This window comes from Streptomyces sp. NPDC006510 (assembly GCF_040611955.1).
GTDB lineage: Bacteria > Actinomycetota > Actinomycetes > Streptomycetales > Streptomycetaceae > Streptomyces.
Map to the genome: position 1 here is coordinate 1 of NZ_JBEXPH010000054.1, position 22,163 is coordinate 22,163.

At 70.7% G+C, this 22,163-nt stretch carries 16 protein-coding genes; 5 read left to right on the plus strand and 11 right to left on the minus strand.

Annotation, left to right across the window (positions count from 1 at the left end; genetic code table 11):
- Positions 1-89: 89 nt before the first annotated feature.
- The 5 genes from ABZY11_RS18380 to ABZY11_RS18400 form a co-directional block, all read right to left on the minus strand.
- Positions 90-2,306, minus strand: coding sequence for a right-handed parallel beta-helix repeat-containing protein (locus tag ABZY11_RS18380; RefSeq protein WP_356480117.1), 2,217 nt, complete (start codon positions 2,304-2,306; stop codon positions 90-92).
- Positions 2,303-3,769, minus strand: a complete 1,467-nt coding sequence (locus tag ABZY11_RS18385) for a M1 family metallopeptidase (protein WP_356480118.1) — start codon at positions 3,767-3,769, stop codon at positions 2,303-2,305. Before ABZY11_RS18385 ends, ABZY11_RS18380 begins: the two co-directional genes overlap by 4 nt.
- The gene (locus ABZY11_RS18390; protein WP_356480119.1) at positions 3,766-5,439 is read right to left on the minus strand and encodes an extracellular solute-binding protein; all 1,674 of its coding nucleotides are present in this window, start codon (positions 5,437-5,439) and stop codon (positions 3,766-3,768) included. Before ABZY11_RS18390 ends, ABZY11_RS18385 begins: the two co-directional genes overlap by 4 nt.
- A 149-nt stretch (positions 5,440-5,588) precedes the next feature.
- Positions 5,589-6,449 carry a carbohydrate ABC transporter permease gene (locus ABZY11_RS18395; RefSeq protein WP_356480120.1) on the minus strand — a complete coding sequence of 287 codons (861 nt, stop codon included), beginning with the start codon at positions 6,447-6,449 and terminating at the stop codon, positions 5,589-5,591.
- An 82-nt stretch (positions 6,450-6,531) separates the two neighbouring features.
- Positions 6,532-7,545: an ABC transporter permease subunit gene (locus ABZY11_RS18400; protein WP_356480121.1), complete on the minus strand. Its 1,014-nt coding sequence runs from the start codon at positions 7,543-7,545 to the stop codon at positions 6,532-6,534.
- 339 nt (positions 7,546-7,884) lie between these two features.
- Here ABZY11_RS18400 and ABZY11_RS18405 point away from each other — a divergent pair, with 339 nt between their 5' ends.
- The 5 genes from ABZY11_RS18405 to ABZY11_RS18425 all read left to right on the plus strand — a co-directional run bounded on the left by ABZY11_RS18405 (position 7,885) and on the right by ABZY11_RS18425 (position 16,166).
- Positions 7,885-8,871, plus strand: coding sequence for a hydroxyacid dehydrogenase (locus ABZY11_RS18405; protein WP_356480122.1), 987 nt, complete (start codon positions 7,885-7,887; stop codon positions 8,869-8,871).
- 223 nt (positions 8,872-9,094) lie between these two features.
- Positions 9,095-10,189 (plus strand): LacI family DNA-binding transcriptional regulator, encoded by a 1,095-nt coding sequence (locus ABZY11_RS18410; protein ID WP_356480123.1) that lies wholly within the window; start codon positions 9,095-9,097, stop codon positions 10,187-10,189.
- 156 nt (positions 10,190-10,345) lie between these two features.
- The gene (locus ABZY11_RS18415; RefSeq protein WP_356480124.1) at positions 10,346-11,746 is read left to right on the plus strand and encodes a M60 family metallopeptidase; all 1,401 of its coding nucleotides are present in this window, start codon (positions 10,346-10,348) and stop codon (positions 11,744-11,746) included.
- Between the two features lie 23 nt (positions 11,747-11,769).
- A complete protein-coding gene (locus tag ABZY11_RS18420) occupies positions 11,770-14,220 on the plus strand; it encodes a polysaccharide lyase 8 family protein (protein WP_356480125.1) in 2,451 nt (816 codons plus the stop codon).
- Between the two features lie 35 nt (positions 14,221-14,255).
- A complete protein-coding gene (locus ABZY11_RS18425) occupies positions 14,256-16,166 on the plus strand; it encodes a DUF2264 domain-containing protein (RefSeq protein ID WP_356480126.1) in 1,911 nt (636 codons plus the stop codon).
- Between the two features lie 76 nt (positions 16,167-16,242).
- On the opposite strand, the gene ABZY11_RS18430 is transcribed toward ABZY11_RS18425, so the two are convergent.
- From ABZY11_RS18430 to ABZY11_RS18455, 6 genes are all read right to left on the minus strand, one after another.
- A complete protein-coding gene (locus ABZY11_RS18430) occupies positions 16,243-16,830 on the minus strand; it encodes a GAF domain-containing protein (RefSeq protein ID WP_356480127.1) in 588 nt (195 codons plus the stop codon).
- Positions 16,827-17,387, minus strand: a complete 561-nt coding sequence (locus ABZY11_RS18435; protein ID WP_356480151.1) for an ATP/GTP-binding protein — start codon at positions 17,385-17,387, stop codon at positions 16,827-16,829. Before ABZY11_RS18435 ends, ABZY11_RS18430 begins: the two co-directional genes overlap by 4 nt.
- Positions 17,388-17,733: 346 nt before the next feature.
- A complete protein-coding gene (locus ABZY11_RS18440) occupies positions 17,734-18,105 on the minus strand; it encodes a DUF742 domain-containing protein (protein ID WP_326769257.1) in 372 nt (123 codons plus the stop codon).
- A gap of 2 nt (positions 18,106-18,107) precedes the next feature.
- The gene (locus ABZY11_RS18445) at positions 18,108-18,542 is read right to left on the minus strand and encodes a roadblock/LC7 domain-containing protein (RefSeq protein WP_356480128.1); all 435 of its coding nucleotides are present in this window, start codon (positions 18,540-18,542) and stop codon (positions 18,108-18,110) included.
- A gap of 7 nt (positions 18,543-18,549) precedes the next feature.
- Positions 18,550-20,517, minus strand: coding sequence for an ATP-binding protein (locus ABZY11_RS18450; protein ID WP_356480129.1), 1,968 nt, complete (start codon positions 20,515-20,517; stop codon positions 18,550-18,552).
- 377 nt (positions 20,518-20,894) lie between these two features.
- Positions 20,895-22,142, minus strand: coding sequence for an MBL fold metallo-hydrolase (locus ABZY11_RS18455; RefSeq protein WP_356480130.1), 1,248 nt, complete (start codon positions 22,140-22,142; stop codon positions 20,895-20,897).
- Between the last annotated feature and the right edge of the window lie 21 nt (positions 22,143-22,163).

The window sequence follows — 22,163 nt, forward strand, 5'->3', positions numbered from 1 at the left end:
CCGCCGGTGACGTGACCGGCGGCGTCGCGGTGCTGATGTCGCCCCCGTCGCCGGGCGGCTCGAAGCGGCCCGGCGACGGGGAGGAACCGTTACGGGTGGACGAGAACCTGGGACAGTGCCACGCGTCCGGTGCCCGACGCCACGATCTTCACCGTGCGGGTGCGGCTGTCCAGATCCAGGACGGTCGGACGCAGCGCCTTCCCGCTGACATGGATCGTTCCGTCGTCCGTGACCACATCGAAGTCGGCGGTCGTGGAGGAGGAGTTGTTCCAGATCTCGATCTGGCGGATCCGCTGCTCGCCGCCCAGGTCGACCTGCCACCAGGCCCCTGCCTCGGACAGCGTGCGGGTGTCCGTGTTGGTGTCGCCGTCCAGGGCGAGTGCCGCGCCCGCCGTGCCCTCGGTGGAGGACTGGGTGGCCGTGCCCGTGCGGGCCAGGTCGGTGCGCAGCTGCTCGACCGGACCGCCGTGGGCACCTGCCCGGCGTGCGACGGCGAGGGCCTCGGCCGGTAGCCGGTCCAGGCCGGTGCGGTTGTCCGTCATGACCGAGCCCTCGCCGCCCAGGGCGGGCGCGGCGGTGTCGGTCCAGTTGCCCCGGGCGGTGTTCTGGATTCCGTAGTCCGCCCAGTTCGAGACCCACTTGTACCCGATGCGGGTGATGACGTTCTTCTCGACGAGGATGTGTGAGGACTGTTCGTCGAGGTAGACGCCGTTGCCGTCGCGCTCGGTGTTGCCGAAGGCGGAACGGTTGATGTAGTTGCCGGAGACGACCGTGCCCGGCTGTGCGCCCTGGGTGTAGATCGCGCCACCGTCGTGCTGCGCCTGGGCGACTTCCATGACGTTGGTGATCCGGTTGTCGGTCACCTTGTTGTCGCGCAGGACGGACTTCTGGGACTCCGGCTGGTTCCAGCCCCAGCCGACCGAGATCCCGGAGTACGGGAGGTGGTCCAGGCTGTTGTGATCGATGGTCAGCCCGGCCTCGTACCCGGCCCAGATGCCCACCGCGTCGGTGTACTCGACGCCGGAGCGGGTGATGGTGTTGTACGCGACGGTGTTCCGCTCCCCCGCGAGCGCCGCCGACGGCATCGGTTCGGTGTCGCCCACGTAGACGGCGCCCGAGGACAGGTCGGTGAAGGACGAGCGGGTCACGGAGCTGTCCTTGGTGCCCGCTTCGAGGATCGCGCCCGCCCCGCCGAGCCGGCTGAACCGGGCGTTCTCGATGCTGACGCGCTGTCCGCCGCGGACGGTCACCGCGGCGGACGGCTTGGTGTAGAAGCGGCCCGCGTGGTCGACGGGGCCGGTGGCTCCGGTCAGGGTGAGACCGGCCTGCATGCCCGCATAGCCCTCGTCGGTGCCGGGCTGGCGGTATGCCGCGTAAGCGAAGCCGATCCCACTGACGGTGACGTCATGGGCGCCGTCGACGACGAGCAGCTGTTCGGTGTGCGGGGTGACGGCCCGCGCGTGGCGCATGTTCTCGCCCTTGCGCGGCAGGTAGGTGACGGAGCGGTCCTGCGAGTTCCAGACGAACTCACCGGGCTGGTCGAGGAGTTCGGGGGCGTTCTCGAAGTGGGCGACGCCGCTGTAGCGGGTGGAGTCGACCGTGGTGGAGTCCCAGGCGGGTCCGGTGCGGTTGGTGCCGCTCGCCGAGTTGGTCCAGCAGGGCTGGGCGAAGGTCATGACGTCGCCGTTCACGCCCGTGATTCTGCAGTGGTAGTTGCGCCAGCGGACCCGGATGACGGCTTCGGCGTCGGTGGGGCGCTGCCACTGAGCGATGCCAGTGGCGACCGCGCCGGTCATGCCGGTCCTGGTGGCGTCGCAGGTGCTCGCCGCGCAGGCCTCGCCACGGGCGCGGGTCGCGCGGCGGCCGTCGATGAAGAGCTGGCGGGGGTCGACTCCGGCCGGGACGTCCGCGGTCCAGGTGCCATCGGCGTTCTGCCGCCAGCCGGTGATGTCCTGTCCGCCGGAGAGGACGGGGCGGGCGCCGGGGGCCGCGGTCCAGGTGACGGTGTGGCCGTTCTTCCCGGAGTCGGCGGCGCCCAGCCGCAGCGGCTGGTCGAGCCGGTACGTGCCGTCCGTCAGCAGGACCCGGACATCGCGCCCGGTCTCGGTACGGGCCAGGTCGCGGGCGCCCTCCGGGGTGCAGGGGCGGGCGGCCGTGCAGGAGGTGCCGGCTCCGTCCGGGGCCGTGTACAGGGTGCGGGCGCCGGGGGCGGCCTGGGCGGTCGGGGCCACGAGGAGCGCGGCCAGGACGGCGGCGGAGGCGGCAGCGGCGGTTCCTCGTACGACATTCAGGGAGCGGCGGTTCACGCGGAGGCCTTCCAGTCGGGGTGGCCGGGCATGGGCGGGTTCACGGCTCCGAAGAGCCAGTCGCGCAGGAACGGGTCGAGGGAGGCATCGCCGGTGACGTCGACGGTGTGCCGGATGAACGCCTCGCTGGTGTACGTCGAGTCCTTGAAGCGCTGCACCCACTCGCGCATGACCCGGTCGAACCTCCGTTGACCGATCTGGAGGCTGAGGGCGTACAGGACGAGGGCGCCGCCGTCGTAGATGTTGGTGCCGCCGAGCGCCTTGGGCAGTCCGGGCGGGCCGTCGGCGGCGCGGACCGCGTCGAGCTTCCCGTACGTCGCCTTCATCTTGTCCTCGAAGACCGACCAGCCGCGCTCCTCGCCGTACAGGCCGGCGTAGTACACGGCAGGGCCCTCGTTGAGCCAGGCCTGCTGCCAGTCGTTCGGGGTGACGGAGTCGCCGAACCACTGGTGGACCAGTTCGTGGACCATGGTGGTCTCGTAGCCGGGCTGACCGTTGGCGTTGAGCTTGAACCAGTTGGTGGAGAACAGGGAGAGGGTCTGGTTCTCCAGCGCGTCGGTGTAGCCGTCGTAGATGTGGACGCCGTAGACGGAGAACGGGTAGCGGCCGAACTTCGCCTCCAGCCACCCCAGATGGTCGGCGGTACGGGCGACGATCGGACCGTACTTGTCCTCCTGGCCCAGCGGGACGATGTGCCGCAGCGGCAGTCCGCGGTGGCTGGTGCCGTAGAGATAGGTGCCCTTGACCACGGCGATGCCGATGAGTTCGGTCGCCATCCGCTCGCGCAGGGCGAAGTGCCAGACGGTGGAACCGTCGGCGCGCGGGGTCTTGTGGAGCAGTTCGCCGTTGGCGGCGGCGACATAGCCCTGCGGGGCGCTGATGTGGAAGGTCCAGGTCGCCTTGTCGGACGGGGTGTCGTTGCAGGGCAGGAAGGTGTCGGCGCGGGAGGACTGGGCGGCGGAGGCGAAGCCGCCGTCGGTGCCGAACTTCCAGCCGGTCAGGCCGAGTCGGGGTGCCTTGCCGTTGCCCCGGTAGCGCACTTCGGCGGTGAACGCCTGACCGTCGTGGAGCGGGCGGGCGGGGGTGATGGTGAGCTCCTGGCCGCTCTTGCCGGGCGAGAGCGCCCAGCCGGCGGGGCGGCCGGCGACGATGACGGAGTCGATGGTGTGTCCGTCGGTGTCCAGGTTGAACGCGGAGAGGTCCTGGGTGGCCTTGGCGTTGATCCGCACCACGGCGGTGAAGTCGTAGCCGACCGGCGTGAAGTCGAAGGCCAGGTCGTAGTGGACGACCTGGTAGCCGCCGTTGCCGAGGGTCGGGAAGAGCGGGTCGCCGACTCCGTCCGAGCCCGGCCTCGGGTCGAAGCCTTGCGTCCGGGCGGAGGCGGGCGAGCCGAGGGCGGGTACGGTGACGGCCGCGGCCACCGCCGCGCCGCCGATTCTGAGGGCCGAGCGTCGGGTCGTCACTTCTTCCCCTTCTGGAAGGCTTCCTCGAACTCGCCGCGGGCCTGCTCGCCGCCCTTGGCCAGGTAGTCCTTGACGAGCTGGTCGTAGGCCGACATGGGCTTGCGGCCCGAGATGATGTCCTTGAGGGCGTCACCCTTCAGGGTGTTCAGGCTGCCCGAGCCCTTCGAGTCCCAGGTGGGCGAGGAGTACTGGAGCGTGGGGTCCGGCACCATCATCGGGATCATCTTGGTGAAGGTGTCGTGGACGTGGCGGACGCCCTGCTCCGAGTCGGCGCTGAAGACGGCCGGGACGGCGGAGGCCATGAACTTCCACGGCACGGTGACGTCCTGGGTGCCCTGCTTGGTGAGCGCCGGGTTGCCCTTGGCGTCGCGGGTGAAGTCCTTGCCCTCGACGCCGTAGTTGATGAGGGTGTACTCCTGGCTGCCGAACGGCGAGGCGGCGAAGTCGGCCAGCGCGAGTACCTGCTTCACCCGGTCCCCGGACGCCTTCTTGATGTGCGTGTTCTCCAGCTTGACGTTGTCCATCCAGGCGATGGCCTGCTTGCCGACCGGGACGAAGGGGCGGGGATCGTACTTCTTGTCGATCGCTCCCATGGCGGCGATGTACCCGACGCCGGGCGCCAGGTAGGTGGGCATCCCGTCGTAGACGTAGGCGCCCTTGCCGTTCTTGAACATGTCCGTGTACTGGGCCTTCTGCGCCCCGGACATCTGGAGGGTGCCCGGGTAGTAACAGCCGGCCTTGTACAGCAGCCGGGCGGTCTCCACCGCCTTGCGGAACTCCGGCGTCTCCAGGTCGGTGGTGAACTTGCCGGTCTTCTCGTCCAGCCGCCAGTAGTAGGGCGCGCCCGCGGACATGGCGAGCATGCTGGTGGCGCCCGCGATGATGGCGTACTGGTCCTTCTTGGGGCGGGTCAGTTCCTTGCAGACCTCGACGAACCGGTCGAGGTCGGTGATCTGGTCGAGGCTCGTGACGCCGACCTCTTCGAAGAGGTCGTGGCGGTAGAAGCCGGCGCCTCCGGTGCCGGTGCGGGCGATCGGGATGCCGTACAGCTTCCCGCCGAAGATGGCGGCCTGCCAAGCGCCCTTCGGGATCGCGGCCAGGTTCGGGTAGTCCTTGATCTTGTCCCCGGCGAGGTACGGGGTCAGGTCGGCGCACTTGGCCTGGAGGAAGGCGGCCTTGTTGTCGACACCTCCGACCTCGGGGTACATGAAGAGGTCGGGCAGGCTGTCGCTGGCGACCATGGTGGAGAACTTGGTGCCGTAGTCGTCGGCGGGGACGGCGGTGATGTCCACCTGGCCGCCGAGGAGCTTCTCGATCTCCTGCCAGGCGGCGTTGGCGCCACGGGCGGGCGGCGGCGGGGAGAAGGTCTCCATCGTCGCGCTGATCGGCTTCGCGCCCTTGAGCGGGGTGCCCTTCGTGGCCCGCAGCGGCTTGGCCGGGTAGCTGAAGAAGCCCTGCGGGACGCCGGCCGCGGTGCCTGCCAGGTCGGGTTTGAGGCCGATGTTGCGGACGGCGGTGTTGGGCAGCAGCGAGGCGCTCTTGGCCTCCGCCTTCGCGGTCGTGCCGCCGTCGCCGCAGGCGGCGAGCAGCGGGGCGGCGGCCAGTCCCAGACCGACGCCCGCGCCCATGCGGAACAGTGCTCTGCGATTGATGGGGGTGGAGCTCGACACCTGAATCTCCTTGAGAGAGGGGAAGGAAGGAGTGGGGGGCGGTGGCTGCGCTCAGCGGCTGGCGGGTGACCTCCGACCTGGCGGCCACGCCCTGGCACGCACGCACCGGACCGTGTCCGCTTTCCGATGGAAGGTCGCCCGACGGCCTCTCAGCCCTTGACGGCGCCTGTGAGCACGCCCTTGGTGAAGTAGCGCTGGAGGAACGGGTAGACGCAGAGGATCGGTACGACGGCGATCACCAGGACCGCCATCTGTACGGCCTGCTGCGGGGCGAGCACCTCGCCGGCCGAGGCTGCGTTGAGGCTCTGGCCCTGGAGTACGTAGGTGCGCAGCACCATCGGCAGCGGCCACTTGTCGGAGTCGTTGAGGTACAGGAGCGAGTTGAAGAAGGCGTTCCAGTACGTCACCGCGTAGAAGAGACTGATCACGGCGAGGACGGCCTTGGACAGCGGCAGGACGATCCGGACCAGGATCCTGAAGTCTCCCGCTCCGTCGACCTTCGCGGCGTCGTACAGCTCCTCGGGCAGGTTCATGAAGAAGGACCGCAGGACCACCAGGTTGAACGCGCTGACCAGGGTGGGCATGACGAGCGCCGCGTAGGTGTCGTACAGACCGAGGCCCTTGACCAGCAGGAAGTTCGGGATGATGCCCGCGTTGAAGAGCATCGTGAACAGGGCCGTCATCAGGATGAAGCGGGATCCCGTGACCTCGCGGCGGGAGAGTCCGTATGCCATGCCGACGGTGACGAGGAGGCTGGCGAGGGTGCCGAAGACCGTGATGCCCAGGGAGACGATCAGCGCCCGGGTGACGACTCCGCCGGTGAAGATGGTGCGGTAGGCGTCCAGGGTGGGGTGGTCCGGCCACAGGACGAGGCCGGAGCTCTTGATGATGTCGGTCTGCGAGGCGAAGCTCGTGCCGATGACGCCGACCAGCGGGTAGGCGACGGCGAGGACGACCACGACGATGGCGACCGCTTTGGCGATCTGTCCGACGCGGGTCGGCCGCTCCATCCACGGTGGCCGGCCGTCGGACTTCCGGACGGGGGCGGGGCAGGCCGCCGGTGCGGTGGATTCCGTTGTGGCGCGCGTTTTCTCAGCGGTCAGCACCGCGGTACACCCCTTCGTGGCCGAGTCGGTGGGCGAACTTGTTCGCGCCCAGGACGAGTGCGGTGCCGATGACCGCCTTGACGAGTCCGACGGCGGCGGCGACGCCCCAGTCGTTGTCCTTGATGCCGTGGTAGTAGACGTAGGTGTCGAGGACCTCACCGGCGTCCGGGCCGACCGCGTCGCGCTGGAGCAGGATCTGCTCGAAGCCGACGGAGAGGATCTGCCCGAGGTTGAGGATCAGCAGCAGGATGAGCACGGGGGCGATGCCCGGCAGGGTCACGTGCCACAGGCGGCGTCGCGGTCCGGCGCCGTCGATGGCGGCGGCCTCGTACTGCTGCTTGTCGATGTTCAGCAGCGCGGCGAGGATGATGATCGTGCCCCAGCCGGCGTCCTTCCAGGCCACCTGAAGGGTCAGCAGCCAGGGGAACGCGTCGGGGTCGCTCATCATGTCGTACCGCGGCAGCCCCATACCGCCGAGGACGTCGGGCAGGAGTCCCGCGCCGCCCAGGATCTGCTGGAAGATCGAGACGATGATGACCCAGCCGATGAAGTGCGGCAGATAGACGACGCTCTGCACGAAGCGTCTGATCCGGTCGCTGGCGATGCTGTTGAGCAGCAGGGCCAGGGCGATCGGGACCGGGAAGAAGAACACCAGCTGGACGAGGGCGATCTCCAGGGTGTTGAAGGTCGCGGACCAGAAGGCCGGCTCGCTGAACGCCGCGGAGAAGTTGGCGAACCCCACCCAGACGCTGTGCATGTAGCCGAGGTACGGCTGGTAGTCCTGGAACGCCACGACATAGCCGAGCAGCGGTACGTAGTGGAATACGACGAAGTACAGCAGGCCGGGCAGGGTGAGCAGCAGCATCACCCGGTCCCGCTTGATCCGCTGCCAGAGGCTCAGCCGGTGCTGTGCGACAGCGGCCCCGGCAGCGGGCGGGGAGGGTGTTTCAGCCTTCTGCCGCCGCTTTTCCCGCGGCAACGGGGGTGCTGTTTCAGCCATGGTGCGTCCTGTTCGGCTGGGTGGCGCGTGGTGGGCCTTCTGGGGCCGCAAGTTAGTAAGCGGTTAACCCAAGCGTCAAGAGATCCGGGCGAATGTCGTTGAGTCGCGATGTGTCGGCGGCCGAATCCAGCACCTCGAACCCGTAAATATGCAGCCGAATTGGACAGTTGAGGCGCCAGGGAGCTTGACGGTCGGCCATGACGCTCCATAGCGTGCCGGTCATCCGATAGAACGCGATTACTGTCCGGAGGCAGGGTGCGAACCACCGAAGAGGCGCCGGCTCATTCCGGTAGCGATGCTGCGGCACCGTCCCCGCGACGGCCGCGCACGCTCCTGGTCATGAGCCGCGGACTGCTGGACGATGTCTTTCCGCCACCGGTACGGGCCCGTCTGGAGGAGACCGCAGACCTCCTCAACCCGTCCGTGATCAGCGAGTTCGACTCCCCGGAGGCCGTCGCGGCGCTGGGTGACGCCGAGGTCCTGCTCACCGGCTGGGGCTGCCCGCCCGTCGACGCCGCACTGCTCGACCGGGCGCCCGCGTTGCGCGCAGTGATCCATGCGGCCGGCACGGTGAAAACGTTTCTGTCCCCGGTTGCGTTCGATCGCGGGATCGTCGTCTCGTCGGCCGCCGCCGCCAACGCCGTACCCGTTGCCGAGTTCACCCTGGCGGCGATCATCATGGGCGCCAAGCGGGTGTTCCCGCTGGCCGGGCTCTTCCGCACCCGGCGCACCCACCGCACCGGCGCCGATCTCGACCGGCAGCACTGGCTCGGCACGCACGGGCTGACCATCGGCGTCGTCGGGGCCTCCCGGATCGGCCGCAGGGTCATCGAGCTCCTGCGGGTCCTCGACGCGGAGGTGCTGCTCTACGACCCCTATGTGAGTGCGGCCGAGGCGGAACTGCTCGGTGTCACCCCGACCGACCTCGACACCCTGGTGGCGACCAGCGACGTGGTGACCGTCCACGCCCCCGACACACCGGAGACCCGCGGGATCATCGATGCCCGGCGGATCGGCCTGATGCGCCCCGGCACCCTGCTCGTCAACACCGCGCGCGGACGCCTGGTGGACACCGAGGCGCTGACCGGGCACCTGGTCAGCGGGCGGCTGGACGCGGTCCTCGACGTGACATCGCCCGAGCCGCTGCCGGACGGCCACCCCCTGTGGGACCTGCCGAACGTCTTCCTCACCCCGCACCTGGCGGGCGCCCAGGGCAACGAGGTGGGGCGGCTGGGAGCGCTCGCGGTCGACGAGCTGACGCGGTACGCGCGGGGCACACCGTTCGACCACCCGGTGCACCGGGCCGACCTGGGGAGGATCGCGTGAGCCCGTTGCCGGTGCGGGCGAGTGCAGTGACCGGCGATGTCCGCCCGGAACGGGCGTCGTCCAGTGCGTGCGATCGCAAGGCGGCCGGAAGCCCTTGCAACGGAGCGACCAGGGCTTTCGGCCGACGCCGCGAGCGTGCGTGATGGGCGCCGCGACGGGGCGGAGCTTGCCGGGAGGGGCACTAGGCTCGGCGTCACACAACAGCCACCAGGGGGTGAGCCGGATGCGCCGGCAGAGCACAGCCGGGGACGGACAACGGCGGGCGACGGTCACCGACGTCGCACGGCGCGCAGGTGTCTCGACGGCCACGGTCTCCCGCGTACTCAACCGCAACTACCCGGTCGCCGAGGCGACCCGGGAGCGGGTCGAGTCCGCGATGCGTGAGCTCGGCTATGTCGTCAACGCGCACGCCCGTGCACTGGCCGGCGTCTCCAATCGCACCGTCGGGATCATCGTCAACGAGGTCATCGACCCGTTCTACGCGTACATCGCACGCGGCGTGGAACGGGAGGCGGCACTGGGCGGACGGCTCTGCCTGGTCTGCTGCACCCAGGGCGATCCGCAGCGGGAGCTGGCCTTCATCGATCTGATGCACGAGCGCAGGGCGGACGCGGTGGTCGTGGTCGGCGGTTCCATCGCGGACCGCGGCTACACCACCGAGCTGGCCCGCAGGGCGCGCGAGCTGGACGCGGGCGGATCGAAGCTGGTGCTGTGCGGCAGGTCGCCGCTGGGCGAGGGGGCCCCGACCGTAGCGGTCGAGTACGACAACGAGGGCGGCGCCTTCGCCATCACCGACCATCTGCTGATGCAGGGGCACGAGCGCATCCTCTACCTCGGCGGCCCGCCCAAGCTCTCCACCACCCGCGACCGGCTGGCCGGGCACCGGCGGGCCCTTGAGCTGCGCGGCATCACCCCGGACCCCGAGCTGGTCCAGCCGGGCGCCTTCAGCCGCAACTTCGGCTACCGGAAGATGGCCGAACTGCTGCGGGACGGACCGGACTTCACCGCGGTCTTCGCCGCCAACGACATGGTGGCGGCGGGCGCGGCCCAGGCGCTGGAGGAGGCCGGGGTGCGGGTGCCGAAGGACGTGTCCCTGGTGGGGTACGACGACATTCCGGTGGCCCAGGAGCTGCGGCCGCGGCTGACCACCGTCCATATCCCGCTGGAGGAGATGGGACGCCAGGCGGTACGGCTGGCCGTGAACAGCGGGGACGAGGACGACTGGCGCGAACCGACCACGGGTGCGCTGCGACTCGGCACTCACATCGTGGTACGCGATTCCGTCGCACCGAGGCCCGACCGTACCACCCGGAAGTGACCGGTTACTTCCCACCTGTCCGCAGTTGGCCATAGAAAATCACAGTAACTTCTTGCCTCCCCTTGCCCCTGGATAGCAACCGCTTACATGCTGGCGCCGAGCAGCACCGTTCCGCACGCTTCCGCCCCTCACTCGTTTCCGCAGGGAGAGTTACGCATGCGCATGCCCACAGACTCCGCCGGCTCCTCCACCGCTTCTTCCGCCATTTCCTCCCCCGTCGGCCGGCGCTCCGTGCTCGCCGCGGCCGCCGGCGCCGGGGCGGCCATCGCACTCGGCGCCGCCACCGGAACGGCCCGGGCCACCACGTCCGGCACCGTCACGGAGCGCACGGCCGGCCGGCCGGTCAAGCTGACCGTGACCGCCCGGCCCGCCGCCGAGGCAGAGCGGCTGCGGCTCGGACAGGCCCTGCGCGGCTCGGAGTTCCAGCCCACCGGGCTGTACGTCCCGGCCGGCACTCCTCTCTCGCTCACCGTCCAGCCGTACGACGATCTGCTGCCCACCCTCTGGATCGGCGCCTGGGACTACTACGGCGAGATCACCGAACCCCGCAGCTATCCCCTGACCTCGGGGGCGAACACGGTCACGGACCCGCACGGCGGCCCGGTCTACCTCACCCTGACGGGCCTCGGCGAGCAGGCCGGTGTCGTGATCCGCTCCGGTGCCGACCCCATGCCGGTCTTCAGCCTGGGCCACACCTCGGAGGCCGACTACCAGCGGCAGCTGGACACGCTCACCACATCGCCGTACGTCGAACTGCACGCGCCGCACACGATCATGACGCTCACTCGCGAGGGCGCGCTGCTGTACCGCGGCGAGGACCACGCCGCACTGCTCGAACTGGTCGAGACGATCATCGACTCCCATGCCCGGATCAGCGGCCTGGACGGTTCGAAGCCGGTGCACCGGCGCAAGGCCGGGCCGTACCACTTCACCGAGGTCAGCAAGGTGCCCAGCGGGGTCGGCGCCTACGCCACACACGGCTACAACGGCTTCCCGCGCGCCTACCTCGACCGGGGCACGACCGTGGAGGGGCTGCGGACCCGGGGCTGGGGGCTCTACCACGAACTCGGACATCTCCACCAGCAGTTCGCCTACAAGCCGGGCGGTCTCACCGAGGTCACGGTCAACATCTACTCGCTGGCCGCACAGCGCACCCTGAAGCAGCCGTCCAACCTCCTCACCGTCGACCCGAAGACGGGCCTCACCTACTTCCAGTCCGCACAGCAGAAGTTCGGCACGGCCGGGCTGACGTACGAGAAGTCCTTCGGCGCCTACGAGAAGCTCGTACCGCTGCGTCAGCTGGAGCTGGCGTTCGGCGACGACTTCTGGCCCCGGATGCACAAGCTGGTCCGCGAGGAGAACCCGCAGTCCCAGTACACCGAGAACGACAAGCGCTACCGGGCACTCGCCACCTGTTCCAGCCGGGTCGCGGGCTACGACCTCACGGACTTCTTCGTGAACACCTGGGCGTTGCCGATCGACGCCACGGGCCGGGCCGAGCTGGCCGCGCTGAACCTTCCGAAGCCGCCCGTCGACCCGTCCACACTGGCCGACTGACCGCGAGGACAAGGGAGTTCACCGTGAACCTCAGCAGACGCACCCTGCTCGCGGCAAGCAGCGCCACCGCCGTCACGGCCGCGACGACACTCATGACATCGCCCGGCGCCGCGGACGCCTCCCCCGTCGCGGACGCATCCGCCGAAGCCGGAGCCGGAGCCGAACCCACCGCCACCGCTGACTTCGGCACACTCCTCCAGCGGGCCGAATCCCTGCTCACCGGCGGCGGGTTCGACCCCACCGACACCGACTTCACCGCGGCGGTCGCGGCCCTGGACTCCACCGCCAAGGGGCTGTGGGACACTCTCGACCGCAGCGCCGACCGCACCGCGCTCTGGCCGGACCTCGCGCCGCTCACCGACCCGGGCAACTTCGGCCAGAGCTACACCCGGCTGCGTACCGTCGCGACCGCCTGGGCCACCGAGGGCACCTCCCTCGCGGGCAGCGCACAGGTGGCGGACGCCCTCGTCGCCGCGCTGCGCTTCACCCACGACACCGCGTACAACCCGGCCAGGCGCGAGACCGGCAACTGGTGGTTCTGGGAGATCGGCGCCCCGCGTGCGCTGATGGACTGCTCCGTCGTCCTGCGCGACCGGCTTCCCGCGCCCGACCTGGCGGACTATCTGGCGGTCGTCGACCGGTTCTGCCCGGACGCGGACCGTCGCACCAACTCCCCCACACTTTCCGAGACCGGGGCGAACCGCACCGACAAGGCCGTCATCGTGGCGCTGCGCGGGCTGCTGGGGCGCGACCCGGCCAAGCTCGTGTCGGCCCGCGACGCGCTCTCCGACGTACGCGACTCGGGGCGCAACAGCCTTTTCCGGTACACGAGTTCGGGTGACGGCTTCTACGAGGACGGTTCGTTCGTCCAGCACGACGTGGTCGCCTGCACCGGTTCGTACGGCATCGTGCTGCTCAACGGCACGGCCTGTCTGCTGGCCCTGCTGGCCGGCTCCGAGTGGGCGGTGACCGACCCGAAGGTGTCGGTGATGTACGACGCCGTCGAGCGGACCTTCGCACCGGTGATCTTCGACGGGCTGATGATGGACTCGGTGCGCGGCCGGGCGGTCTCCCGGGAGCGTGCCGGCGACCACCGCGACGGGGCGACGGCCCTCGCGGCGATCCTGCTCCTGGCGTCCGGCGCGCCCGCCGAGTACGCGACGCGCTGGCGGGCACTGGTCAAGGGCTGGCTGACCCGGAACCGCACCACCCCCTTCGAGGCTCTCGCTACGCTTCCCCAACTCGCCCTGGCCAAGGCCGTTCTGAACGACAAGGGCGTGCCGGCCGGACCGCGCAGCACGGGCAGCCATGTCTTCGCCGACATGGACCGCGTCGTGCACCGCCGTCCCGGCTGGGCGTGCGCGCTGTCGCTGTCGTCGAAGCGGATCTCGGCGTACGAGGCGGGCAACGGTGAGAATCTGCACGGCTGGTACACCGGCGACGGCATGACGTATCTGTACGACGGCGACGACCTGGGGCAATTCAACGACGGCTTCTGGCCGACCGTCGATCCGTACCGCCTGCCCGGCACCACGGTCGACACCCGGCAGCGGGCCGATCTCGGCACGGGCGCGGGTACGTCGACCCATCGTCCGGCCAACGCCGTCGCGGGCGGTGCCGTGCTGGAGGACCGGTACGGAGCCGCCGCAATGGAGGTGATCGGCGCCCACGGCACCACCCTGCGGACCAGGAAGTCGTGGTTCCTGCTGGACAACGCGGTGATCGCGCTCGGCGCGGGCATCACGGCGAGCGACGGCCGGCCGGTCGAGACGATCGTCGAGAACCGCAACCTGGGCACCGACGGACGTCACCGGCTGCTGGTCGACGGTGTCGGCCAGCCCGTCGAGCAGGGCTGGAGCGGCGAGTTCGGCCGGGCCCAGTGGGCACATGTCGACCAGGTGGGCGGCTATGTGTTCCCCGGCGGAACCGCCCTGCACGCCCTGCGGGAGCAGCGCACCGGCACCTGGCGGGCCATCGACACCGGGGCGGACACCGGCGGCAGCACCGACCCCGTCACCCGCCGCTATCTGACTCTCTGGACGGACCACGGCCTCTCCCCCACCGACGCCCACTACGCCTATGTGCTGCTGCCCGGCGCATCGGCCGCGGCGACGGAGCTCTGGTCGCGGTCCCGGCCGGTCCGGATCGTCGCCAACGACACCACCGCGCAGGCCGTGGAGGCACGCCGGGAAGGGCTGACGGCGGTGAACTTCTGGCGCGCCGGAACGGCTGCCGGAATCACCGCGTCGGGCCCGGCGTCGGTGCTGGTGCGGCGCCACGGCTCGCAGGTCCGGGTCGCGGTCGCCGACCCGGGCCGGACGCTCAGTACGCTCTCCATCGAACTGCCCTTCCCCGTACGTTCGTTGGCAAAATCCGATGGTTCGGTGAGCCTCGTCCCGGGCCGCAGGCCCGTGCTCACCGTCGCGGTCGGCGGCTCACGCGGCCACACCCACCGAGCCGAACTCATCCAGTAACCCACCCCGCGCACCACCCGAGGAGCAGCACCACCATGTCCGTCGCACCGCATCTGCACCTGCCGCCGCCCGACCGGCTTCTGTCGTCACGAACCGGCTGGACCCGGGCCCACTGGGAGGCGACCGCCGACCGGATGCTGGATGCGCTGGTGCCGTACGCGACCCCCGGCTTCGCCCAGTACCGACTGCCCGGCCGCGGCAGCTGGTCGGGGGTCGTCTCGGACGGTCTCGAAGGGTTCGCCCGGTCGTTCCTGCTCGCCGCCTGCCGGATCGCGGGCGCGGGCGGGGCGGTCGACCCCGCACTGATCGAGCGGTACACGGCGGGGCTGACCGCGGGCACGGACCCCGACAGCGGGGAGGCGTGGCCCCGGCTGACGGACTGCTCGCAGCAGATGGTGGAGGCGGCGTCGGTCGCGGTGGCGCTGCACGAGACCCGGCCGTGGATCTGGGACCGGCTGGACGCCCGGGTGCAGGAGCGGGTCGTCGACTGGTTCTCCGGGTTCGTCGGCGGGCGCACCTGGGACAACAACTGGCGGCTCTTCCAGGTGGTGTCCGAGCAGTTCCTCGCCTCGGTCGGTGCGCCGTACAGCCGCTCGGACATCGAGTCGAACCTGGACAGGATCGAGGACTGGTACGTCGGTGACGGGTGGTACACCGATGGGGACGGCCGGAACTTCGACTATTACATCGGCTGGGCCATGCATCTGTACCCGCTGCTGTGGTCGCGGATCGCGGGCGCCGACGACGGCGGCAGGAGCGAGGTCTACCGGCAGCGGCTCAGCCGGTTCCTGGAGGACTATCCGCACTTCTTCGGCTCCGACGGCGCGCCGGTCCACCAGGGCCGTTCGCTGACGTACCGGTTCGCCGCCCTCGCACCGGTGTGGATGGGGGCGCTGGCCGACTGCACCCCGCTGGCGCCGGGGCTCACCCGCCGGCTCGCCTCGGGCACGATGCGGCACTTCGCGGAGCGCGGTGTGCCGGACGAGCGGGGACTGCTGACGCTCGGCTGGTACGACACGTTCCTGCCGAGCACCCAGCCGTACTCCGGTCCCGCCTCGCCGTACTGGGCGAGCAAGGGCTTCCTCGGGCTGCTGCTGCCGGCCGACCATGCCGTGTGGACGGCGCGCGAACTCCCGCTGCCCATCGAGGAGTCCGACCGGTACACCGCGCTGCCCGCTCCCGGCTGGCTGCTGCACGGCACCCGCGACGACGGCATCGTCCGGCTGATCAATCACGGCAGCGACCACAATCCGCCCTTCGACGAGGCGGCCGACCCGTCCGAGGGCACGGACGATCCTCACTACGCCCGGTTCGCCTACTCGACGGCGACGGCGCCCGAGGCCGCCCCGCACGCCGTGGCACGCTCCGTCGACGGCCATCTGGCACTCCTGGCGCCCGACGGCACCCCGTCGCTGCGCCGCCGGATCCATCCGTTGCGCTGCGAGGACCGCGTCGCCGCCTCCTGGTACGCGGCCCGGCTGCCCGGTGACGATCATCCGTACCGGATCGAGACGACCAGTGTGCTGCACGGCCCGTGGGAGATCCGGGTGCACCGGGTCGAAGCGCCCGAAGGCGCGGTGGTGCGGGAGGGCGGTCACGCGGTCGCCCATGCGGAGAGCCCGTTCGCCCTGTCGGGTCCCGACTGGGCACTCGCCCGCACGGCCGACGGTCTGAGCAGCGCCCTGATCGCGCTGCACGGCTGGGACGGCGGTACGGAGGGGGCCGCTGTGGCGCGTGATGTCCAGTCCAACGCGTACGGGCCGCATTCGGCGATCCCGTATCTTCGTAGCGGGCCGCACCCGGGCGGGCGGAGCATCCATGTCTCGCTGGTCGCCCTCTCCCGGGACACCGTGCATCCGGAGGCGCTGCGCGATGCGGTGCGGGTGCGTGCCGGTGCGGACTCGGTGGTGCTGACCTTCCTGGACGGTACGACGATCGAGGTCTGATCGCGGTCGAGGTCCGATCCCGGCCGGGGTCGTGGGCCGGTCAGGGTCGCGGGCCGGGGCACGGGCCGGGACCCGATCAGATTCCGATGCTGTTGCCCTCCCGCTGATCGATGTGCCCGACGAGTTCCATGGCCAGCGACTTGATCGTGTCGAGCCCGGCCCTGCCCCACGGGCGGGGCACGGTGTCGACCGCGCAGACGGCGCCCAGGGCGATGCCCGTGCGGTCGATGAGCGGTGCGCCCAGATAGGAACGGATGCCTATTTCATCGACCACCGGATTCCCTGCGAACCTCGGGTAGTCGCAGACGTCCTCCAGGACGAGCGCCTTGCGCCGCACGACGACGTGCGGGCAGTAGCCGCGGTCGAGCGCCACATACCTGCCGCTGCGGCTGCTGCGCGCGGCCGCGGCGCCCAGGTCGGAACCCCTGTGCGTGCCGGCCGGGGTGTGCAGCCCGGCGAAGAACTGCCGGTTGCCGTCGATGAAGTTGACCATCGAGAAGGGCACCTCGGTCACTTCGGCCACCCGGTCGGCGAAGGCGTCGAAGTTGTCGAACGTTGCGTCGGCGCGTTCCCCGAGCCCGAGCGTCCGCAGCCGCAGACTGCGGACGACGGCATCGCGGTCGACGGGCGTGAGCAGCATGCGGCCGGTGGTGTTTCGGGTCACTGGTGGGCTCCGAAGCCGGTCAACGGGGCCGGCGCCGAGGTGGCGTTGATCAGGTGCTGGACGAGCGTGACCAGGGCCCCGGTGCCCGAGCTGGCGATCCGGGCGTCGCAGAGCACCACCGGTACGTCCGGGCCCAGGTCGAGCGCGGCCCGGATCTCTTCGGGTGCGTAGCGGTAGGCGCCGTCGAACTCGTTCACCGCGACGATGAATCCGATGCCGCGCCGCTCGAAGAAGTCGACGGCGGCGAAGCACTCGGCGAGCCTTCGGGTGTCCGCGATCACCACCGCTCCCAGCGCTCCCTGGGAGAGTTCGTCCCACATGAACCAGAAGCGTTCCTGGCCCGGGGTTCCGAACAGGTAGAGCACGTGCTGCTCGTCGAGGGTGATGCGGCCGAAGTCCATCGCCACGGTGGTGGCGGTCTTGGACTCGATGCCGTCGAGGCTGTCGGTCGCGGCGCTGACCTGGGTCAGCAGCTCTTCCGTGCTCAGCGGTGCGATTTCGCTGACCGCGCCGACGAACGTCGTCTTGCCGACGCCGAACCCGCCTGCCACCAGCACCTTGAGCGCGACGGGAAAGCCTTCGGAGCCCGTGGGGCCGCCGGATCCCGAGGCATCCTGGGCGCCATCGGGACCGCCGTAGCCGGGCCCGGCCTGCTGGCTCGGAATATCCCCGTAGCCCTGCGCGCCACCGTAGTTCTGCGTTTCCCCGTAGTCCTGCGCGTCTCCGTACGCCTGACGTTCCCCGTAGTCCTGCGCGTCACCGTAGCTCTGCCCGCCCCCGTAGTTCCCCGGGTGTCCGTGGCTCCCCCGGCTCCCACAACCCTCGGACCGGCCATGGCTTCCATGGCTTCCGAAGCCTTCGGGGCTTGCGTTGTTCTCGTACGCGGCAGAGCTGCCGAAGCCGTCAGAGCTGTCGTCGTAAGCCATCGAGCACTGCCTCCAGCAGAGATCGGTCGGTGGGCATGTCATGGAAGGCGGGCGGGTGCGCGGTCACTGCCCCGCAGTCGACCAGGTCGGAGACCAGCACCTTGGTGACGACTGCGGGCAACCGCAGATGGGCGGCGATCTCGGCCACCGAGGTGGGGCCGCCGCACAGCCCCAGCGCGACGGAGTGCTCGGGGCCGAGATGCATCTGCGGCTCGGTCCCCGTGGCCATGATCAGGGAGAGCAGATCGAGCACGGCCGTAGGACGGGTACGGCCGTTGCTCACGGTGTACGGGCGGATGAGCCGGCCGGCCGCGTCGTCGAGCAGCGGCCCGTCCTGCGGGACCGACACCCTCACAGCCCCGTGGCGCCCGGTGCCCCGGCCGCTTGTCTCACAGGAGTCATCAGATAGGGCCGGACGCTCTTGACCAGCATGGTCATCTCGTAGCCGAGCACCGCCGCGTCCGCCTCGCGCCCGGCGAGGACGGCGAGGCAGGTGCCGGACCCGGCGGTGGAGACGAACAGCAGGGTCGAGTCGAGCTCGACCACCACCTGCCGTACCTCGCCGCTGTCGCCGAAGCGCGCGCCCGCGCTCCGGCCGAGCGAGTACAGCCCCGCGGCCAGCGCCGCCATGTGGTCGGCGCTGTCGGCGTCCATGCCATGAAGGGATTTCACCAGCCCGTCGGCGGAGAGGAGAACCGCGCTGCGCGTGTACGGGACACGCTGGACCAGTCCGCTCAGCAGCCAGTCGAGGTCCGAGACCTGACCGGACGGCATATCGGTCGCCATGGTGCATCTACTCCTTGGAGGTGTTCGTTTCGAGGGCGTCGTCGGCCGGGGCCGCGTCCGGATCCGGGGCCTGGCCCGAGGGGTACGGGGCGACGGTCGCCGCGAGTCCGCGTACCGGCAGCGGTTCGAGCGGAGCCCGGGGCTGCCAGGACTGCGGGTCCGCCGCCGTTTCCAGCCCCGGGTCCGGGTTCGGGGCGGTGTCGGCCTCGGATTCGCTGCGGGCCTCGGCGAGTTCGATGCCTCGCCGGAAGGCCGCCATGAGTCCCGGGTCGTGCAGGGCCTGCTCGTCCTCGGTGCGCGGGGCCGGGGCCTTTCTGAGCTGCGGGACCAGGTGCTCCTGGTTGGCACGCCTGGGCAGTTGGGGCCGACCCATGGTGCCGCGTACGACGCCGGGCTCGGAGTGCGGTGCGCCGGGTGCGTCGTCCGCGGGCCGGGTTCCGGGGCCGGCCTCGGTCGGGGCGGGACGGTCGAGGCGCTCGGCGCGCAGCGGGAGCGGTGGGGCCTCGCCCTGGCCCTGCGGCTGCTGGGGCGGTTGATGCAGACGCAGAGGTTGGCTCGGAACGTACGGCTGACGGCCGGTGCTCGCCTGCGGACCCGGTGCGGTGCTCGGACCGGGGTTCAGGCTCGGGTCGGGGCCCGGGTTCGGCCTGTGGTGGCCGGCCCTTTCGTCCTCGGCCGGTGGACGGTGCACGGGACCCGGGGGCGGGACCGGGGCCGCGCCCGCCTCGGCCGGAGCGTCCCCGTCCACGCCGAGCAGGGACTGCGGGAGGACGAGTACGGCCTGCGTGCCTCCGTAGATGTTGCTCTGCAGCCGGACCGCGATGCCGTGCCGGCGGGCCAGTGACGCGACGACGAACAGCCCGATCCGGCCGTCCTGCAGCAGATGGGCCACATTGACCTGGTCGGGGTCGGCGAGCAGGGCGTTCATCCGCCTCTGCTCGTTGCCCGGCATGCCGAGTCCCCGGTCCTCCACCTCCAGAGCCAGTCCGGCGGTGACCTGCTGGGCGCGCAGGAGCACTTGGGTGTGCGGGGCGGAGAACACGGTCGCGTTCTCCACCAGTTCGGCCAGCAGATGGATCACGTCCGCCACGGCATGGCCGCGCAGCGTGCCGTCGATCGGCGGTACGAGCTTGACCCGTGGATACTGCTCGACCTCGGCGATCGCCGAGCGCAGGACCTCGGTCATGGTGACCGGGTTGCTCCACTGCCGCCGGGAGACGGCGCCACCGAGGACGGCGAGGTTCTCGGCGTGCCTGCGGATGCGGGTGGCGAGATGGTCGACGTGGAAGAGGCCCTTGAGCAGATCGGGGTCCTCGACCTTGTGCTCCAGCTCGTCGAGCAGCTGGATCTCGCGGTGCACGAGCGACTGCAGCCGACGGGCGAGATTGACGAAGACCTCGACCTTCTGGTCCTCGCCGGAGTGGTCGGAGAGCCGGGAGACCTGGACGACCGCGGTCACGGCGGCCTCCTGCTGGCGGCCGAGTTCCTGGGCGAGCAGCTCGAAGGCATCGCCGCCCGGAGCGGTGGGCCGTACGGGCCTGCGTGCGGGCAACGGTTCGCCGTTGCGGAGCTGTTCCACCACCCGCTGCAGTTCGGCCTGGCCGTGGGCGCTGGCGCGGCGGAGCGCCAGACAGCGGCTGAAGACGGTGGTGGCGACGCGGTTGGCGGCGAGGTACGCGGCCAGTACCGCGGCGAGCGCCAGTGCTCCGGCCGCGCCCAGCGCGATCCAGAGTTCGGTGGAGGGCCGGGCTCCGGTGGAGCGGGCGGTGAAGATGACCGCTGCGGCTCCGCTCAGTACCGCCGCGACGGCCGGCAGCACCGCGGTGCGCAGGAGTTGGGGGCGTATACGCGCCTCGGCGGACGGCTGGGCGGCGCGCGGCCTGCCCGTGGCCGAGTAGGAACGGGCACCCGGTCGGCCGTGCCGTCCGCCCTCTCGGCGTTCCGGTCGCGCTTCGGGTGCGCGAAGTTGAGACATCAGAGTCCTTGGTACGTGGGGCACCATGAGTCGGCGTTCATGCGGTGGCACCTACGGTGGTCGGTCAGGCTCGGATCATCGGTCGGGCGGGCTCGGAAGTTGTGAGCCCACCGTTGATCACCGACCACACACGGTAGTCGTCAAGCACGCGGGCGTGGCGGGCAGTTGTCGAACTTGCCCGCCATCCGTCCCGCTCTGGTATGACCGCTCGCACAAGGGGCCGATTACTCCGCATTGACACCTGGTCGGCCGACACCCGAATGGCCGAGCGGCGTGAACCCATGAGCACACGAAACGGCTCGGCCCGTCCGGCGGTGCCGGACGGACCGAGCCGTCTGATGTGCCACACGCGATCCGTACCCCGCGACCGGATCCTGCTACGGCGTCGGCGCCACCTCGGCGTGGTCGGTCTCCGCCTCCGCGTCGTCGGACGCCCGGCCCGTACCGCCCACCGGATGGGCCGACAGGTCCGTGATCCTGGCCGCCCCCGCGGGCCGGCGCTCCAGCGGCCGCGGAGCCACCGCGCGCCACCAGGGCTCGGAGGGAACGGTCTGCGCCGTGGGTTCGAAGGGCTCACCGGGTCGCGGCAGCGCGACCCGGGCGCCCGCGTCCTGTGCCGCGGCGAGGGTGCCCTCGCCCGGCTCGGCCCACGGGTGCGGGGCGAGGTTGAAGGTGGCCCAGTGGATCGGCAGCATCGCCCCGAGCGGCTTGCCGCCCTGGAGATCCAGATGGGCCCGCATGCCCTCGGCCGGAGTCATGTGGATGTCGGGCCAGTACTCGGAGTAGGCACCGATCTGGATCATCGTCGCGTCGAACGGTCCGTGTTCGGCGCCGATGTCCTTGAAGCCGGGGAAATATCCGGTGTCGCCGCTGTGATAGATCCGGTGCTCGGGCCCGGCTACGGCCCAGGACGCCCAGAGCGTGTGCTGCTGGTTGCGCAGGCCGCGGCCGCAGAAATGCCGCGCCGGGGTGGCGGTCAGGCTGATCCCGGCGATCTTCGTGGTCTCGTTCCAGTCCAGTTCGCGCATCCGGTCGGCGGACACGCCCCACCGCTCCAGGTGGGCGCCGACACCCAGCGGAACGGCGAACACCGTGTCCGTACCGGCGAGAGCCCGGATGGTCGGCAGATCGAGGTGGTCGAAATGGTCGTGGGAGATCACCACCGCGTCCACGGGACCGAGCGCGGCCAGCGGCAGCGGCACCGGGTGCAGCCGCTTCGGCCCGGCGAAGGCGAAGGGCGAACAGCGCTCGCCCCACACCGGGTCGAAGAGCACCCGTCGGCCGTCGATCTCGGCGAGCACGCTCGAATGGCCCATCCAGGTGAGCCGCAGCCCCGTGGCGGGCGTCTCGGCAAGATCGGCGTAGGTGGTGGCGTGGACGGGCACGGTGCCGGCCGGCGCCCTGCGCGCCCGCTCCTCCTTGCGGAAGTAGACCTTCGCGAACTCCAGAATGGATCCGGACGGCCTGGTCCGCGCCCCCACCGGGTTCTGGAAGACACCGTCGGCGAAGTTGGGCGAGCGGCGGATGCGCTCCATGCGGGCACCGCCCGGATCCGCGCCGAAGGCTGCGGGGCGCAGCGAACGCAGCCGGGTGCGGAGCGGAGGCAAGGGGTTGGCGCCGGTCACAGCATCTCCTGGGAGAGTCGG

Excerpts from the sequence above, each read along its gene's own strand:
- ABZY11_RS18405 (WP_356480122.1), top strand. The coding sequence starts at position 7,885 with ATGAGCCGCGGACTGCTGGACGATGTCTTTCCGCCACCGGTACGGGCC.
- ABZY11_RS18450 (WP_356480129.1), bottom strand. The coding sequence starts at position 20,517 with ATGTCTCAACTTCGCGCACCCGAAGCGCGACCGGAACGCCGAGAGGGC.
- ABZY11_RS18425 (WP_356480126.1), top strand. The coding sequence starts at position 14,256 with ATGTCCGTCGCACCGCATCTGCACCTGCCGCCGCCCGACCGGCTTCTG.
- ABZY11_RS18445 (WP_356480128.1), bottom strand. The coding sequence starts at position 18,542 with ATGGCGACCGATATGCCGTCCGGTCAGGTCTCGGACCTCGACTGGCTG.
- ABZY11_RS18415 (WP_356480124.1), top strand. The coding sequence starts at position 10,346 with ATGCGCATGCCCACAGACTCCGCCGGCTCCTCCACCGCTTCTTCCGCC.
- ABZY11_RS18395 (WP_356480120.1), bottom strand. The coding sequence starts at position 6,449 with ATGGAGCGGCCGACCCGCGTCGGACAGATCGCCAAAGCGGTCGCCATC.
- ABZY11_RS18400 (WP_356480121.1), bottom strand. The coding sequence starts at position 7,545 with ATGGCTGAAACAGCACCCCCGTTGCCGCGGGAAAAGCGGCGGCAGAAG.
- ABZY11_RS18410 (WP_356480123.1), top strand. The coding sequence starts at position 9,095 with ATGCGCCGGCAGAGCACAGCCGGGGACGGACAACGGCGGGCGACGGTC.